This window comes from Bradyrhizobium sp. CCBAU 51753, assembly GCF_015291565.1.
Taxonomy (GTDB): domain Bacteria; phylum Pseudomonadota; class Alphaproteobacteria; order Rhizobiales; family Xanthobacteraceae; genus Bradyrhizobium; species Bradyrhizobium ivorense.
The window spans coordinates 2,938,286-2,954,118 of sequence record NZ_CP030037.1; the positions used below are offsets into that span (position 1 = coordinate 2,938,286).

Annotated in this window: 12 protein-coding genes and 1 tRNA gene; 6 read left to right on the forward strand and 7 right to left on the reverse strand. The window is 65.4% G+C overall.

The annotated features are described in order from the left end of the window. Positions 1-243: 243 nt before the first annotated feature. Both XH93_RS13125 and XH93_RS13130 read left to right on the forward strand, forming a co-directional pair. The gene (locus XH93_RS13125) at positions 244-954 is read left to right on the forward strand and encodes a response regulator (RefSeq protein WP_139486282.1); all 711 of its coding nucleotides are present in this window, start codon (positions 244-246) and stop codon (positions 952-954) included. Then, complete coding sequence (locus tag XH93_RS13130; RefSeq protein WP_194473820.1) at positions 951-2,267, forward strand: ATP-binding protein; 1,317 nt, start codon at positions 951-953, stop codon at positions 2,265-2,267. The genes XH93_RS13125 and XH93_RS13130 overlap by 4 nt, the downstream gene beginning before the upstream one ends. 427 nt (positions 2,268-2,694) lie before the next feature. Here XH93_RS13130 and XH93_RS13135 read toward each other — a convergent pair whose 3' ends face one another. Continuing rightward, the gene (locus XH93_RS13135) at positions 2,695-4,473 is read right to left on the reverse strand and encodes an acyl-CoA dehydrogenase (RefSeq protein WP_194473821.1); all 1,779 of its coding nucleotides are present in this window, start codon (positions 4,471-4,473) and stop codon (positions 2,695-2,697) included. A 226-nt stretch (positions 4,474-4,699) separates the two neighbouring features. Here XH93_RS13135 and XH93_RS13140 point away from each other — a divergent pair. Next, positions 4,700-4,774, forward strand: a tRNA-Gln gene (locus tag XH93_RS13140). A 736-nt stretch (positions 4,775-5,510) separates the two neighbouring features. Then, positions 5,511-7,076, forward strand: a complete 1,566-nt coding sequence (locus tag XH93_RS13145) for a porin (protein WP_194473822.1) — start codon at positions 5,511-5,513, stop codon at positions 7,074-7,076. A gap of 105 nt (positions 7,077-7,181) precedes the next feature. Here XH93_RS13145 and XH93_RS13150 read toward each other — a convergent pair whose 3' ends face one another. The 3 genes from XH93_RS13150 to XH93_RS13160 form a co-directional block, all read right to left on the reverse strand. After that, on the reverse strand, positions 7,182-8,216 hold the full coding sequence (locus XH93_RS13150; protein WP_194473823.1) for an LLM class flavin-dependent oxidoreductase: 1,035 nt from the start codon (positions 8,214-8,216) through the stop codon (positions 7,182-7,184). Positions 8,217-8,433: 217 nt separating this feature from the next. Further along, entirely contained in the window at positions 8,434-9,192 is a 759-nt protein-coding gene (locus XH93_RS13155) for an SDR family NAD(P)-dependent oxidoreductase (protein WP_194473824.1), read from the reverse strand. A 37-nt stretch (positions 9,193-9,229) separates the two neighbouring features. Continuing rightward, positions 9,230-9,799: a TetR/AcrR family transcriptional regulator gene (locus tag XH93_RS13160; RefSeq protein ID WP_194473825.1), complete on the reverse strand. Its 570-nt coding sequence runs from the start codon at positions 9,797-9,799 to the stop codon at positions 9,230-9,232. Between the two features lie 112 nt (positions 9,800-9,911). On the opposite strand from XH93_RS13160, the gene XH93_RS13165 reads away from it, so the two are divergent. Together XH93_RS13165 and XH93_RS13170 are read left to right on the forward strand one after the other, a co-directional pair. Next, positions 9,912-10,700: a crotonase/enoyl-CoA hydratase family protein gene (locus XH93_RS13165; protein WP_194473826.1), complete on the forward strand. Its 789-nt coding sequence runs from the start codon at positions 9,912-9,914 to the stop codon at positions 10,698-10,700. A gap of 204 nt (positions 10,701-10,904) precedes the next feature. Next, the gene (locus XH93_RS13170) at positions 10,905-11,756 is read left to right on the forward strand and encodes a division plane positioning ATPase MipZ (RefSeq protein WP_194473827.1); all 852 of its coding nucleotides are present in this window, start codon (positions 10,905-10,907) and stop codon (positions 11,754-11,756) included. A gap of 2 nt (positions 11,757-11,758) precedes the next feature. Here the strand turns inward: XH93_RS13170 and XH93_RS13175 are convergent, their stop codons facing one another. From XH93_RS13175 to XH93_RS13185, 3 genes are all read right to left on the reverse strand, one after another. After that, on the reverse strand, positions 11,759-13,210 hold the full coding sequence (locus XH93_RS13175) for a hypothetical protein (RefSeq protein ID WP_194473828.1): 1,452 nt from the start codon (positions 13,208-13,210) through the stop codon (positions 11,759-11,761). A gap of 307 nt (positions 13,211-13,517) precedes the next feature. Next, positions 13,518-14,387 carry a sugar phosphate isomerase/epimerase gene (locus tag XH93_RS13180; RefSeq protein ID WP_194473829.1) on the reverse strand — a complete coding sequence of 290 codons (870 nt, stop codon included), beginning with the start codon at positions 14,385-14,387 and terminating at the stop codon, positions 13,518-13,520. Between the two features lie 3 nt (positions 14,388-14,390). Further along, positions 14,391-15,734, reverse strand: coding sequence for an MFS transporter (locus XH93_RS13185; protein WP_139486197.1), 1,344 nt, complete (start codon positions 15,732-15,734; stop codon positions 14,391-14,393). Between the last annotated feature and the right edge of the window lie 99 nt (positions 15,735-15,833).

The window sequence follows — 15,833 nt, forward strand, 5'->3', positions numbered from 1 at the left end:
GAAGCGCCGGATTGGGCCCAAGCTCAGGACGGCAACAAAGCGGCAATATTAGTCTACATTACGCAACATTCAGGTTGCTGAATGGCCACGATCGGCATGCTATTGGCGTTTGTTTCGCTCGCCGTACGCGACCGGATTTTGCCGCGCCAGCCGCGGTTCAGATCTCACCCACCGGACTGGACGATGAATTTCGACCGCATCGATTCGCACGTAGTTGAACGCAAGCACGGCCTCGACCGTTCCATGACCCCGCAGACCGTCCTGATCGTCGAAGATGATCAGGAGACCCGCCATCTGATCGCACGCTATCTGAGCGAGCACGCCTTCTCGGTCGGCATGGTGGCGAACGGCCGCGAAATGGATCGCTACATGGCGCAGCATCGCGTCGACCTCGTCGTGCTCGATCTGATGTTGCCCGGCGAGGACGGCCTCAGCCTGTGCCGTCGGATTCGCGCCGACCGTTCGACGCCGATCATCTTCCTCACCGCGAAGGGCGACGAGGTCGATCGCATCCTCGGCCTCGAGATGGGCGCCGACGACTACCTGACCAAACCGTTCAATCCGCGCGAATTGCTGGCGCGCATCAACGCCGTGCTGCGGCGGCAGGCGGCGGGCCTGACTGCGCTGGTGGGGAGCGGATCGCAGCGCTTGCGCTTCGAGGGCTGGACGATCGATTTCCGGCTACGCGAATTGCGCGATCCGGAAGGCGCGCAGATTCCGCTGACCAGCGCCGAGTTCGACTTGCTGCAGGCGTTCTGCGAGCGGCACGGCCGCATCCTCAGCCGCGACAGTCTGCTCAGCCTGACCGGACGCCCGGGTGGGTCGTTCGGGCGCAGCGTCGACGTGCTGGTCAGCCGGCTGCGCGGCAAGCTCGACCGTGCCGAGGGGGCGTCCATGATCAGGACGGTGCGGACCGGCGGCTACATCTTCACGCCGCTGGTGGAAGACGCGTGAGCTGGTCCGGCAAGCTCGCGGGCCTCTTCAGCTTCCGGCGCATCAGTGGTCAGATTGCCGCCCTGATCCTGATCACGCTGGTGCTGATTCACGTGCTGATGGCGGGATATTTCCTGCTCCGCCGCCAGGAGCCACGGCTGCTGACGGATGAGCCGGTGCAGCAGTTCGTGCTGATCGCACGCATCGTCTCGCGGACGCCCGCGGCCGAGCGCCCGCTCTTGGTCAGCAATATCGGCCGCGGACTTCCGAACCTGCAGCTGCGCTTGATCGAGGACGCTGCGTCCGCCGCCGCACGCCTGACTGCGGCAACGCCGATCGTCATTCGCACGCTGTTCGAGGGCCAGATCGAACTGGTGCGCGGATCGGCCTCGGAGGCAGAAAGCGTGCTGTTTCATCTCGCGGATGGCGGCCTGCTCGAGGCCACCGTCGGCAAGCCGCATATGCCGCCGTTCTTCACCGGCCTGTGGATCTCTACGCTGCTGTTTCTCATCATGAGCGTGACCCTGCTCGGGGTCTGGGCCGGCCGCGCGCTGCGCGCGCCGCTGTCGGCATTCGCCCGTGCCGCGGAGAGCTTTAACGTCGACCGGATCTCGCCGCCGTTTCCCGAGAGCGGTCCCGAGGAGATCAGGTCGGCGGCGCGGGCGCTCAATGCGATGCAGGACCGGATCGCGGCGCTGATGCGCGACCGCACCCGCATGCTCGCCGCGATCAGTCACGATCTGCGAACCCCGATCACCCGGCTGCGGCTGCGCTCGGAATTCATCGCGGACGAGGCGCACCGGACGCAAACCCTGCGCGACCTCGACCAGATGCAGTCGATGCTCGAATCCGTGCTGACGCTGCTGCGCAGCGGCAATGCGGTCACGCCGACGCTGGTCGACGTCGCGGCGCTGGTGCAGCTGGTCTGCGAGCAGTTTTCCGACTGCGGCCACGCCGTTCGCTATGATGGTCCGAAGCGCTGCAAGCTGACGGTCAGGCCCGACGAGATCAGGCGCGCCGTCACCAACCTGGTCGAGAACGCGGTCCGCTTCGCCAGCGAGGTGACGGTGACGCTGACCGAGACCGACAAAGCCGCGACCATCGAGATCGCAGACAACGGGCCTGGAATCCCGGAGCACAGCAAGTCCGCCATGCTCGAGCCCTTCGTGCGCGGCGACGAGGCCCGCACCATGGACGAGAGCAGCGGCTTCGGACTTGGCCTGTCGATCGCGCAGGCCGTCGTCCAGGCCCATGACGGGGAATTTTCACTGCACGACAACGCGCCCCAGGGGCTCCGCGTCAGCATTCGTCTGCCGCGCGCTCATCCAGCTTGACGGTGCCGAGGTGCGCAAAACAGCCCGACGGGCAACTCAACGCGGGTGATGACGCCGAACAAGTTTGTTTGACATCGAACCAAACCAAGCCGTCATCCTGAGAGGGTGTGAAGCTTTGTCCTCACCCACACCTGTCATCGCCCGGCCTGTGCGCAACTGCGCACATGGACCGGGCGATCCAGTACGCCGCGGCCTTTCGGTTCATTCACCACTGCCTCTGGAATACTGGATCACCCGCCTGCGCGGGTGATGACACCGAGAAAGTTGTTCGACATCGAACCAAACCAACCCGTCATCCCCGCGCAAAGGCTTCGCCTTTGTCGCTGGAGGTGCGAGCCTCTTCGGCGAGCCTCGAAGGATGCTGAAGAAGTGGCCACCTCAGGATGACGGGACGAACAGCAGCGCCCTTCACGTCGTGATGCGCGCCTTACCCCGCCAGCACCACGTCCGCGCCGGTCACCGCTTCGGCGCTTTCCGTCACCGTCTTCTCCAGCGACGGCGCCTGCACCGCGATGTTCTCGGCGAAGAACCGCGCCAGCGCGACGTAGCGCTGCGGCTCGGCCTCGCCATTGGCCTTGGCGGCCAGCGCCTCGCCGGCCAGCATGCAGCCGCCGAGCGTGGCGCCGAACAGCCGCAGATACGGCGTCGCGCCGGCAAGCGCATCGTTCGGGGATGCGGCGAGACGCTCGAGCAGCCATTTGCTCGAACGCTCGAGCGCGCCGAGCGCGTCACGCAGCTTTGCGCCGGTTGAGCCGAAGGCCGGGTCGTTGGAGGTTTCGACCTGCTTGACGGTTGCATCGAGCTCGTCGAGCAGCGCCCACACCGACGCGCCACCATTGGCGCCGAGCTTGCGGGTGACGAGGTCGATGGACTGGATGCCGTTGGTGCCCTCATAGATCGAGGTGATGCGGGCGTCGCGATAGTGCTGCGCGGCGCCGGTCTCCTCGATGAACCCCATGCCGCCATGGACCTGGACGCCGAGATAGGCGACCTCGTTGCCGGTGTCGGTGGAGAACGCTTTTGCGATCGGCGTCAGCAGCGCGCCGCGCGCGGCGGCGTCTGCGCGCACCTTGGCGTCCTTGGCGCGCACCGAGATATCGAGCGCAACCGCGGTGGCGTAGCAGATGGTGCGCGCCGCCGCCGTCTGGCTGCGCATCTGCATCAGCATGCGCTTGACGTCGGGATGCACGATGATCGGATCCATGCCGTCGCCCTTGCGGCCGAGCGCCTTGCCCTGCCGGCGCTCCTGGGCATAGGCCAGCGCCTGCTGATAGGCGCGGTCGGCGATGCCGACACCCTCCAGGCCGACGCCGAGCCGGGCCTGGTTCATCATCGTGAACATGCAGCGCATGCCCTGGTTCTCTTCGCCGATCAGATAGCCGATCGCACCGCCCTTATCGCCCATCGTCATGGTGCAGGTCGGCGACGCATGCATGCCGAGCTTGTGCTCGACGCCGCTCGCATGGATGTCGTTGCGCGCGCCGAGCGAGCCGTCGGCATTGACCAGGAATTTCGGCACCAGGAACAGCGAGATCCCCTTGGTGCCGGCGGGCGCATCGGGCAATCGCGCGAGCACAAAATGCACGATGTTGTCGGTCATGTCGTGCTCGCCATAGGTGATGAAGATCTTCGTACCCTTGAGCCGGTAGGTGCCGTCGGCCTGCTTTTCGGCACGGGTGCGCAGCGCGCCGACGTCGGAGCCGGCATTGGGCTCGGTGAGCTGCATCGTGCCGGTCCATTCGCCGGTGACCAGCTTTTCCAGATAGATCTGCTTCAGCTCGGCATTGCCGTGGGCGTCGAGCGCCTCGATCGCCGACAGCGTCAGCAGCGGGCAGAGGCCGAAGGCGACATTGGAGGCGCTCCAGATCTCGGTGCAGGCGGCGTTGATCGCAAGCGGCAGGCCCTGGCCGCCGAACGCTTCCGGTCCCGACACTGCGTTCCATCCCGCGGCGGTCCAGCGCTGGTAGGCGTCGGGCCAGCCGGGCGCGGTGGTGACCTTGCCGTCGTCGAGCTTGATGCCATGCTCGTCGCCAACCTTGTTCAGCGGCGCCAGCACATCGGAGGCGAACTTGCCGGCCTCTTCGAGCACGGCGGCGGTGATATCGCCATCGAAATCGCCGTAGTGGCCGGCCTGCACGGCGGCCGCGAGCCCGGCGCCATGATTGAGAGACAGCAGGATGTCGTTGATCGGTGCACGGTAGGTCATGGCGTTACTCCCGATGAGGCGTTTGCCGATTGTCATCCCATGAAACCCGCCGCCTCTCAACTCTGCGGAGCGGGCTCGCGCAGCAGGATCGGGTTTCAGCCGTCGCAGCGTCTCTCTATAATGACGGTGCCGACATCAGCAGGCGGCTTTCGCCTGATTTCGATCGTCGCCCTGTTGAAATGGCCTGTTGCACTCTGTAGACCGGCGTGGCCTTCGGTCGGCGCATTGGGGCGTAGCCAAGCGGTAAGGCAGCGGATTTTGATTCCGCCATTCGGAGGTTCGATCCCTCCCGCCCCAGCCAGTCGTGATCGCAGCCGTACGCGCGTCCCTCTCCGGCGCTTCGCCGGGAGTTGATATCTTTCATCGGATCGCGCCCGCGGAGAACAAACCGATCGAGTCTCCGCGGCGACATCTCCCTGACATGGAACTCGAGTATCCGGCGACTGCCGCGATCCGCCTGCGGTCTGCCGCGCTGTGCAGGACGCTCTGCCGGCGCCGATTCCGGGGATCGGCCGGCGTCCGTGGGGGCGTGTTATGTTGCTCAGATGGCGGTGTTTTTGACGCCGCCGGCCGGCCGGCGCGCTGGAATCACCGCGGCTGCAGCCCGCCTCGATTTTCGTTTTCTCCGTAGGACTACGCGTTTTACACACCGTTCCACTCGGTGTTGCCCAAATTTCCGCCGGTCGCCGGTATTGGAAATATTATCTTTATATTTCAATAGCTTGTGAGGACACGGGAGTTCAAATGCCCGTGATATTTGTGCAACATTTGCCCGAAAACAGCCGCAACTGGGCCGAAACCGAGCGGTCTTTTGTTGCGTGATCGGGGGCCTTCTGTCTCATATGGAACTGCGACGGAGGGGGGCATCCCAAGGTCGTCCCGTTCTAGGTGGTTCGCTTAAGTCCCTCGCGTTCAGCGGGTGTGTCCGAAGGCGCGAAATGGCTAAGCGGGGATATGGGGACAAGGGAACCAACCTGAGGGTGTTAACCCGGCGGATCCGGAACCTTCCCTGAGATAGAGCAACTTGGAGGTTTAACATGAAGATGGTTAAGAGCCTTATCCTCGGCTCGGCGGCGGCTCTCGTCGCGGTCGGCGGAGCTCAGGCGGCCGATCTTCCCGTCAAGGCCAAAGCGGTCGAGTACGTGAAGGTTTGCTCCCTGTATGGTCCCGGATTCTACTACATCCCGGGCACCGACACCTGCATCAAGCTGGGTGGCTACCTGCGTGCTGAAATCGCGGTGAACACCAACTCGGTCTACACCGGCAACACCAGCGGCGCCGGCGGCGCCAACAACCGTTTCACCAACGGCTACACCTGGCGTTCGCGTGAAGACCTCAACATCGATACGCGCACCGCGACCGAGTACGGCGTGGTCCGCACCTTCTTCGATGCGACCTTCACCTGGACCACCGACAACTACGGCGTGAACGGTGCGGCTCCTGGCGCGACCGTCTATGCTCCGCTCGGCGGCGGCGGCACGGTTGCTCCGGCTTCGGCTCCTAACAACGCGGGCGCCGGCAACGGTTCCTACGGCACGGTCGGCGTCTACTACGCCTTCATCCAGTTCGCCGGCTTCACCATGGGTAAGGCTGTCTCGCAGTTCAGCGCTCCCTGGACCAACTATCCGGGCAACATCTACGACGGTCTCGTCGGCGGCGGCGGCACGGTCACTGGTGTGAACCAGTTCACCTACACCGCTGAGTTCGGCAACGGCGTGTCGCTCTCGGTCTCGGCTCAGGATCAGGCTGCCTACTACCAGGCTGGCGTGAACAACCTCAGCGCCGGTGGTGCTTACGGCCTCAGCGACTATGCCGGCACGATCTCGCCGGACTTCGTCGGTATGCTGCGTGTTGACCAGGCTTGGGGTCTGTTCCAGGCATCGGTCGCTGCGCATGACAACCACGCGGCCTACTACGGCGGGACCGAGTTGACCGGTCATCCGGACGACAAGTGGGGCTGGGCTGGTCAGTTGGCCTTGTCGATCAAGAACATCCCGACCGGACCTGGCGACACCATCAACGTCCAGGGCGTCTACACCGACGGTGCGACGCGCTACAACATCCAGGACCTGGCGGGTGGTGCTGGTGCCAACACGATCTACAGCGGCACGGGCGTTCCCGGCCTCTATCAGAGCGTTGGCTTCGGCTTCGCTCCTGACACGGTCTTCGTGGCCGGCGGTCAGCAGCAGACCATCAAGACCTGGGGCTTCCGTGGTGGTTACACCCACAACTGGAACGCCTACTGGAACACTGCGATCTACGGCGCTTACGCCCAGATCATGTACAACGACACGTCCAAGACCCTGCTCTGCGGCGTCGGTGGCGTCGGCGGTACGGTTCGCACCACGTTCGCTTCGGCGGCTGGTACGGGTCTCACCTCCTGCAACCCCGACTACAACATTGCCCAGATCGGTGTGATCACTCGCTGGACCCCGGTCAAGAACCTGACCTTCTCGGCCGACTTCGTGTACACCCACCTGGACCAGAAGTATGCGGGTGTCGTCTCTGCCCCGAGCGGATCGATCGGCAAGCCGGCTGCTCTGTACGAAGTGAAGGATCAGGAGACCTATCAGCTGCTCCTGCGCGCTCAGCGCAACTGGTAATACCGGTTGATCTGATCTCGATAGAAACAGAACCCCCGGCGGGAGACCGCCGGGGGTTTTGCTTTTGACAGAAAGTTTCCCTTGAATCCGGCACAGGCCTGCGGCTCACGCCGCGAGCAGCTCGCGCACCAGCGGCACCACCTTGCGGCCGTAGAGCTCGATGCTCTTCATCAGCTTCTCGTGCGGCAGCGGCCCCGCCGAATATTTCAGCTGAAAGCGCGCGATGCCGAGCGCCTTCGCCGTCGCCGCGATCTTGCGCGCCACGGTTTCCGGCGAGCCGACATAGAGCGAGCCGTGCTCGGCCTCCGAGACGAACTCGTCACGGCCCATCGGCGGCCAGCCGCGCTCCTTGCCGATGCGGTCGCGCATCACCTTGTAGTCCGGCCACAGCTCCTCACGGGCCTTTTCGTCGGTCTCGGCGACATATCCCGGCGAATGCACGCCGATCGGCTGCGGCGCGCGGCCGAACTGCTCGTAGGCGCGCTTGTGCAGGTCGACATAGGGCGCGAACCGCCTGGGATCGCCGCCGATGATGGCGAGCATCAGCGGCAGATCGTAATGCGCCGCGCGCACCACCGATTCGGGGCTGCCGCCGACGCCGATCCAGGTCTTCAGCCGGCCGCGCTCGACCGGCGGATAGACCGACTGATTCTGCAGCGGCGGACGCAGCTTGCCCTGCCAACTCACCGGCTCCTGCTTGAGCAGCGCGGTGAACAGGTCGAGCTTCTCCTCGAACAGCTCGCCGTACTGGCGCAGATCGAAGCCGAACAGCGGGAACGATTCGGTGAAGGAGCCGCGGCCGAGAATCACCTCGGCACGGCCGTTCGAGACCGCATCGACGGTGGCAAAGCGCTGGAACACCCGGATCGGGTCGTCCGAGCTCAGCACCGTCACCGCCGAACCGAGGTGGATCTTCTCGGTGCGCGCGGCGATCGCTGCCAGCACGGTTTCGGGAGAGGAGATCGCGAAATCGGCCCGGTGGTGCTCGCCGAGCCCGATGAAATCGATGCCGAGCTGATCGGCCAGCACCGCCTCGTCGACGACGTTGCGGATCACCTGGGCATGCGGCAGCGGCGCGCCGGCGGCGTCCTTGGTGACGTCGCCGAATGTGTCGAGGCCAAATTCGAGAGAGGTCGTCATCGGTCAGTCCAGTTGTCGACGTGGCGGAGCATCCGCCACGGGCCACCCATCGCACGCAGGGCTGAGAGGTCGTATTGATGCGGACATGTCCGCAAGCCTGCGCTGTGGAGCCTTCGGTTGGAGATACCGAGCAACTAGAGACTGTTCACGGCGGAACAAGGCCGTGTCGCGAAACGCTGGGTTTCCGTCGGGATGGAGCGATGCAGGGCAGCGCCCCTCAGAACTGCTCCGCCCACGGCCGCAGGTCGAGCTCCAGCGTCCAGGCGCTGCGGTGCTGGTGATGCAGCACCCAATAGGCGTCGGCGATGGCGGCGATGTTGAGCAGCCCGTCCGGTCCGCGGTCATCCTTCAATTGCGGACGCAGGCTCAACAGGCGATCGCCCTCGATGCCGCCGTCAACGACGACGTGCCCGACATGAATGTTTTGCGGCCCGAATTCGCGCGCCACACTCTGCGCCAGCGCCCGCAGCGCGGCCTTGGCCGAGGCGAACGGGGAGTAGTTGGCCTTGCCGCGCAGCGAGCCGGAGGCGCCGGTGAACACCAGCGTGCCGCCGCCGCGCTTGAGCAGCGCCGGGATCGCAGCCTGCGCCAGCTGGAAGCCGCCGAGCGCGTGCTCGCGCCAATGCTCCTCGAAGCGCTGCTCGCTGACCTTGAGGAACGGCGCCGGGCGATTGGAGCCGGCATTGTGCACGGCCATCGCGAGCGGCGCGAGCTTTTCAGCCGCCGCGACGAAGCGCGCGACATCCGCGGCGATGGAGGCATCGCCAACCACGTGCGCGATCTTCGCACCGGTGGCGGCGAGCTCGGCCGCGGTCGCGGCAAGCTTGTCGGCGTTGCGGCCGGCGATCGCAACCGGATAGCCGCCGGCGGCAAAGCGGCGCGCGATCGCAGCGCCCAGTCCGTGCGAGGCGCCGACGCCGGCAATCAGCACGCTTCCCTGCACCGCAGTCGGCTCGAGGACAGCTCGATCGTTCATGGCTTCACTCCGTCAATGCGCCCGCGTCGCGGGCAATTCACTCATCCGATTCCATCGCGATGACGGCGTCGCGCACCGTACGCAGCACGGCGTCGGAGCGCTTCTGATCGGTCAGCACGCGCGAGATCGCGAGCGCACCGACCATTGCGCTCACCGCCATGGTGGCGCGGGCGTCGTCATCGTCGCCGAAGCTTTCCGCGACCTTGGCGATGAAAGCCTCGATGTGCGGCTCCATCACCGCGCGGCACTCTGCGTCGGCGCGACCGACATCGGAGATCAGGGCGGAGATCGCGCAGCCGGACTTGCGGCTGTCGCGATGGGTGCGGCTGAGATAGCTGCGCGCCATCGCGTTGACGCTGACCGGTTTGTCGGGGGCGCGCGCTGCGTGTGCCGCGGCTTCGCCCGCCGCCAGCGCCTGCTCGAGCGCCGCGGCGATCAGCTCCGAACGCGAGGCAAAATGTCCGTAGAAGCCGCCATGGGTCAGCTTCACCCGCTGCATCAGGCGGCCGATGCTGAGCGCATCCAGCCCTGCATCGCGGATCTGCGTCGCGGCCTCGTTCAGAATGCGTTCGCGGCTCCTGGCCTTGTCGGCCTGGGAATGGCCCATCTCGCGTCACCTCGCGCCGGCGTTTGACTCTCAGTCAGGATTATGACCATCATCCATCTGGATGACAAGCATCATCCAGAATATTCGGCAATCACAAGGACGGGAGGAACGGATGTCCGGCAGCGCGAGCGAAGGGCGGGTCCATCATGAACGGCATGACCGCATCCTGAAGATCATCATCGACAATCCCGCCAAGAAGAACGCCTTCAGCCCGGAGATGATGGAGCAGCTGTCCGACGCCCTGACGCTGCTCGACAATGACGACGGCCTCTGGGTCGGCGTGCTCTGCGCCGCCGGCGGCAGCTTCACCGCGGGCCTCGACATGCCAAAGTTCTTCGGCCCGACCGCGTCACGCAAGCCGTTGCCGGAGGGCAATGTCGATCCGTTCGGCCTCTCGAAGCGGTGCCGGAAGCCGATCATCACCGCGGTGCAGGGCATCGTGTTCACGGTCGGCATCGAGATGATGCTGGCCGGCGATATCGTGATTGCCGCGGACGACAGCCGCTTCTGCCAGATGGAAGCCAAGCGCGGCATCGCGCCGCTGGCCGGCGCGCATTTCCGCTACATCAGCCGCGCCGGATGGGGCGATGCGATGTATCATCTGCTGCTGTGCGACGAGTTCTCAGCGGCCGAGGCGCATCGCATCGGTCTCGTGCAGGAGGTCGTCCCCGCTGGCCAGCAGATCGAGCGCGCGATGGCGCTGGCCGCGATCATCGCGCGCAACGCGCCGCTTGGCATCCAGGTGACGAAGGAGGCGGGCCGCAAATTCATCGAGGCCGGCGAGCAGGCCGCGATCGCGATCATTCCCGAGATCCGCAATCGCGTGCTCAACACCGCAGATGCGGCCGAAGGCATCAAGTCGTTCGTCGAACGCCGCGCCGCAATATTCCAGGGCCGCTAGATTTTAAGGCCGCTAGCTGCGTTCACGATATGTGCAAGAGGTGGTTGTGACTATGATGTCGCAACCGCCGCATTTTATTCGTGACGTTGCTGCGACGACTCTTGTCGAGATTCGTCGAATCAGCGAGATTCGATTCGGTAATCAGCAAACATTCATTTAGTCAATTTCGTCCCGCTTTGGCTCAAGCGTCCGGTATGGATTCGCATGACAAACGCACGCATAATTGTCGTAGGAAACAACAAGGGCGGCTCGGGCAAATCGACCATTGCCATGCACGTCGCCATCGCGCTGATCAAGGCGGGTCAGCGTGTCGCCACCATTGATCTCGACAACAAGCAGAAATCGCTCACCCATTACGTCGATCATCGGCGGGATTGGGCGCGGGAGACCGACCAGGAACTCGGTGTCCCGACGCATATGTGCTTCGAGACGGTGAGCGGCAGGAGCAGCGAGGTCGAGACGCTCGGCCGCAGCGCGCTGGCCGAGATCGTCGAGCGGCTCGGCCGTTCCCATGATTTCGTCGTCATCGACTGTCCCGGCCACGACACCTACCTGACCACGTTCACGCATTCGCTCGCCAATACGCTGATCACGCCGCTCAACGACAGCTTTGTCGATTTCGACGTGCTCGGCATGGTCGACGCGAATGATTTCAAGGTGACCGGCATCAGCCACTATTCGAAGATGGTGGAGGAGGCGCGGCGCGAGCGCGCCAGCCACGAACAGCCGGCGTTCGAGTGGGTGGTGCTGCGCAATCGCCTCTCCACGCTCGGCTCGCGCAACAAGCGCCTGGTCGGCGAGGCCCTGAGCGAACTGTCGAAGACGCTGAACTTCCGCCTGGTCGATGGGCTGGCCGAGCGGGTGATCTTCCGCGAGTTCTACCCGCGCGGATTGACCGCGATCGACGAGGTCAATCAGCTCGCGCTCGGCGCGCGGCCGACGATGTCGCACGTCACCGCCCGGCTCGAGATGGAGCGGCTGATGACCGCGATCATGCTCGGTCATCTGATTGCGCGGCCGCCTGAGGTGTCCGACGTCAGCCGCTACGCGGCTTAGCGCTACCGGCAGTTGGCATTCCCCGCATTGGCAACGATCAGGAAGCTGATCGTTGCCGGTGCTATTGTGATCGTCCCTGCTGCAGTGGCTTCCCCGGCGAGCGGTGGAATCTGATCTTCGGTTCCCAGCGAAAGCGTATTGCCGTTGAGCTGAACGGTGCCGTCCTCGGGCGTCGCGCTTGTCAGTGTATAGCGCAGCGCGCCGGCCGGCAGCGTCAGCTTGCGCTCGATCTTTCGATCATTGTTGATGACGAGCAGCGCGACGCCGTCCGGTATGTCACGGGCGCAATGGGCATAGACGTGCAGCCCGGGGTACGGCGCGACGCCGGCATCCAGCACGGTCATTCCCATCAGGCGCCGCCACAGCAGCGCGGCCCAGTAGTTCGGCCGCGGCAGATGGGTTCGCTCGTCGAGCAGGCCGTAGTCGCTCGCGGCAAGCGTGTTGTGCATCACCACCTGAACGCCGGCTTTTGCGAGCCGCCCGAGCTGGTCGAGATAGCGGAACGTATCGAGGAAGGTCGCGGCCCAGCGGTTGCCGCCGCACGCCGACTCGGCGGTCTCGGTGAGCCAGATCGGTTTGCGCGGCGCGAGACGGTCGCGCAGCGTTCGATAGAACGCATGGGCTTTGCCGGTTCGTGCCAGCCATTCGTCCGACAGCGCGGCCTCCGCCGTGCGATCGCTGCCGCATCGGGCCGAGAGTGCGCCGTAGTGGTGATAGGAGACCGCATCGATGCCGTGCGCGGTCGCGGCAAACAGCGCGGCGGCATCTGCGCCGGTGCTTGCGGTGCCCGGCCCGAGAATCGTCACATCAGGCGCGGCGCGCTTTATGAAGTTGCGGAACGTGGCGAAATCTCGCGCGTAGGCCGCAGCGTTGTAGCCATTTGGGGCGCCGCCGATCGCCGGGAGGTCGGGCTCGTTCATGAACTCGGCTGCAGCGACGTGCCCGCCAAAGGCCAGCGTGTGCGCGAGCAGGCGTTCGGCTTGCGTCGCCGTCCAGCGTCCGCCGGCATCGCGGGTGCCGGCGCTGATCGCAAAGGACGTCACGATCGGCGCGTCGACGGCGCGCGAGAAGTCGACCACGCTTTGCCATTGTTGCCGTGTCAGGACGCTATTGAAACCGCCGGGCGCGGCGGCTGACGGCGTGTCGGAATCCGCAACGAAGGTGCTGTTGGCCGAGGTCCCGCTGACGCGGAGATAGGCCGGCGCCAGCGCAGCTGCGAGGTTGCGCAGCCTGCTGTCGCCGAGATCGATCGGCGAACGCGGAGCGAGCCGGCCGGCCTTGGTGCCGGCCCGTGCCTCGGCATAGGGCTTCCAGAAACGCCCGCCGGTCACCTCGACCATCTCGATATTGTACGACTGGAAGCGCGGATCGATCGCGGCAACGCGCGGCATGGTCGCGACATCGAGCACGAGCTCGGCCGCGAGCGCCTGTGCGCCGGCAAAGGCGACGATCATCGAAGCGACGACGCCTGGGAGACGTTTGAGCGCAGATGCACGGCGTAAGGCGAGCACTCCGGTCAGGCTCCCTCCCCCCTTGCGGGGTCCGAGGCGAGCGAAGCTCGCTCTCGAGGTTGGGGAGAGGGGTGAGCCCCGGGTGAGATGATCGTCGGGATGCGCTGCCATCGCAATCAACAATCGCGGGTCGTCAAGGGACATGTCGAGAGAGTACGCCGTGTGAACCCCTCTCCCTAACCTCGAGAGCGAGCTTCGCTCGCCTCGGACCCCGCAAGGGGGAGGGGGAACCCTTTCGCCGGTGCGTCCCTTACCGAAGTCCCGGCGCCTGACGCCTGACCGGCTCGCGTGCGATGCGGTCCCACAGTGCGCGGATCATGTCCTTCATGACCAGCGCGTCCTGCCAGCGGTCGGACAGCTCCTTGCCGTCAGGCCCGGTGATGGCATAGGGCGGCGGGCCGAGTTCGCACAAAAAGGTCAGCGTCGCGTCGGGGCCGGCGCGCTTGCGCCAGGAGCGGATGGCATATTCCCACCAGCCCATGAACAGCGACACCCAGCCCTGGTGTTGCGGAAAACGATGCGAGATCTGCACCTGCTCGCGGCTCGCGACGCGGCCGTGGATGCCCCAGCTATGGTCGAGGACGCGATGCATCATTGCGTGGTTGATGTCATCGACCGGCCAGGCGAATTCGCGGCCGACCAGATAGTGCGAGAGATCGGCGGTCAGTCGCAGATCGGGGAAGCAGTCGAGCAGGTCGAGCATGAAGAACAAATCGGTCGTCATGCGGTCGCGATGGGTTTCGACATGCACGGCGATGCCGGCCTGCTCGGCCAGCCGTCGCCAGCCTTCGAGCAGCGGAATGCAGTCGGCGAGCCGGCGCGGCCGGACGTCGGGCTGCAGATTGACGTGATCGGCGCCGAGCTGGCTGACCAGCTCGAGCACCGGCTTCAGATCGTCCACCGTCTTCGGGTAGCACTGCGCCTGCCAGATCATGCCGTGCGCGCGAAGGAAGTTCGTCACCTCGCGCGCGAAGGCAGGATCGATGAAGCGGACGCCGGCGCCGTCAAACCCGGCGTCGCGGATCATCGCGAGCTGGGTTTGCAGCGGCCACTCGCCTTCATCGGCCAGCCGCCGCTCCATCGCCCAGAGCGACTGCAGGACACGAAGCTGCTGCGCCACGGATCAGGCCCGCGCCGGCATCGCCGCGGGCAATTCGCTCGCCGTGGTCTCGTCGGCCTCGATGTTCTCCTGATAGGTCTCCGGCCCGATCCAGATCGCCACCACCGTGCAGAGCGACAGGAACATCGCGTAGCAGGCGACCGGCCACCAGGTGCCGTAGGCCGCCACCAGCGCGGTGGCGACGAACGGCGCCGGGCCGCCCGACAGCAGCGAGCCGAGCTCGCGCGCGAACGCAAAGCCGGCGAAGCGGCGCTGCGGCGGGAACAGCTCGGCGAAATACGCCGCCTGCGGTCCGAACATCGCCGCCGTCACCACCGCACGGGCCAGGATGAAGGCGAGCGCGATCATGATCCACTGCTTGGTGCCGACCATCCAGAAGAACGGGAAGGCCAGCACCACGCCGGCCAGCGCGCCGAACATGTAGACCGGCCGCCGTCCGATCCGATCCGACAGCGCCGCGAAGCCGAGGATCGCGAACAGCTCGATGGCGAAGGCCAGCATCAGCGCGCTGAGTGCGTCCGCCTTCGGCACGCCGACGGTGTTGATGATGTAGCTTAGGCCGAACACGGGAAAGAAATAGCCGAGCCCGTTCTCGGCCATCCGCGCCCCGAGCACGACGAAGAAGTTGCGCGGGTGGCGGCGCAACGCCTCCATCGCCGGATTGCTCTCGACCTTGCCGCGCGCGACCACCGCGTCGGTATAAACAGGCGTCTCGCTCACCCGCATGCGGACGAAGATGCCGACCAGGATCAACAGGAAGCTCGCCAGGAAGGGCAGCCGCCAGCCCCAGCTCATCAAATCCTCCCGCGGCAGCATGGTCACCAGCGCGAACGCGGCGGCGGCGAGCAGATTGCCGACGGACACGCCGAGCGGCGCAAAGCCGCCCCAGAAGCCGCGATGCTTCGGCGGCGCGTTCTCGACCAGATAGATCACCGCGCCGCCGTACTCGGCGCCGGCACCGAGACCCTGCACGACGCGCATCGCGACCAGAAGGATCGGCGCCCAGATGCCGATCTGCGCATAGGTCGGCAGGAAACCAATCGCGGTGGTGCCGATGCCGATCATCAGCAGCGTTGCGACCAGCACCGGCTTGCGGCCATAGCGGTCGCCGAGGATGCCGAACAGCAGGCCGCCGAGCGGCCGCACCACGAAGCCGACGCCGAAGGTCAGGAACGACAGCAGCGTGCCGACCACCGGATCGCTCTTCGGAAAGAACAGCTCGCCGAACACCAGTGCCGCGGCGGTGCCGTAGAGGAAGAAGTCATACCATTCGAGCGCGGATCCGACGCTGGCGGCGAGAATCACACGCAACCGCGACTTGCTGGCGCCATCTGCCATCTTGGTCATTCGTTTCCCCGTTATGTCTGTTTTTATGGATCGTCTTGTTTGAGCATGATCCGTTCGGAAAACCGGTACCCACTTTACCGGATCATGCTCGTGAAGCAG

Bases quoted from the DNA above. Each gene is read 5' to 3' on its own strand.
- XH93_RS13125 (WP_139486282.1), top strand. From the start codon at position 244: ATGACCCCGCAGACCGTCCTGATCGTCGAAGATGATCAGGAGACCCGC.
- XH93_RS13135 (WP_194473821.1), bottom strand. From the start codon at position 4,473: ATGACCTACCGTGCACCGATCAACGACATCCTGCTGTCTCTCAATCAT.
- XH93_RS13145 (WP_194473822.1), top strand. From the start codon at position 5,511: ATGAAGATGGTTAAGAGCCTTATCCTCGGCTCGGCGGCGGCTCTCGTC.
- XH93_RS13150 (WP_194473823.1), bottom strand. From the start codon at position 8,216: ATGACGACCTCTCTCGAATTTGGCCTCGACACATTCGGCGACGTCACC.
- XH93_RS13155 (WP_194473824.1), bottom strand. From the start codon at position 9,192: ATGAACGATCGAGCTGTCCTCGAGCCGACTGCGGTGCAGGGAAGCGTG.
- XH93_RS13160 (WP_194473825.1), bottom strand. From the start codon at position 9,799: ATGGGCCATTCCCAGGCCGACAAGGCCAGGAGCCGCGAACGCATTCTG.
- XH93_RS13165 (WP_194473826.1), top strand. From the start codon at position 9,912: ATGTCCGGCAGCGCGAGCGAAGGGCGGGTCCATCATGAACGGCATGAC.
- XH93_RS13170 (WP_194473827.1), top strand. From the start codon at position 10,905: ATGACAAACGCACGCATAATTGTCGTAGGAAACAACAAGGGCGGCTCG.
- XH93_RS13175 (WP_194473828.1), bottom strand. From the start codon at position 13,210: ATGATCGTCGCCTTTGCCGGCGCACAGGCGCTCGCGGCCGAGCTCGTG.
- XH93_RS13185 (WP_139486197.1), bottom strand. From the start codon at position 15,734: ATGACCAAGATGGCAGATGGCGCCAGCAAGTCGCGGTTGCGTGTGATT.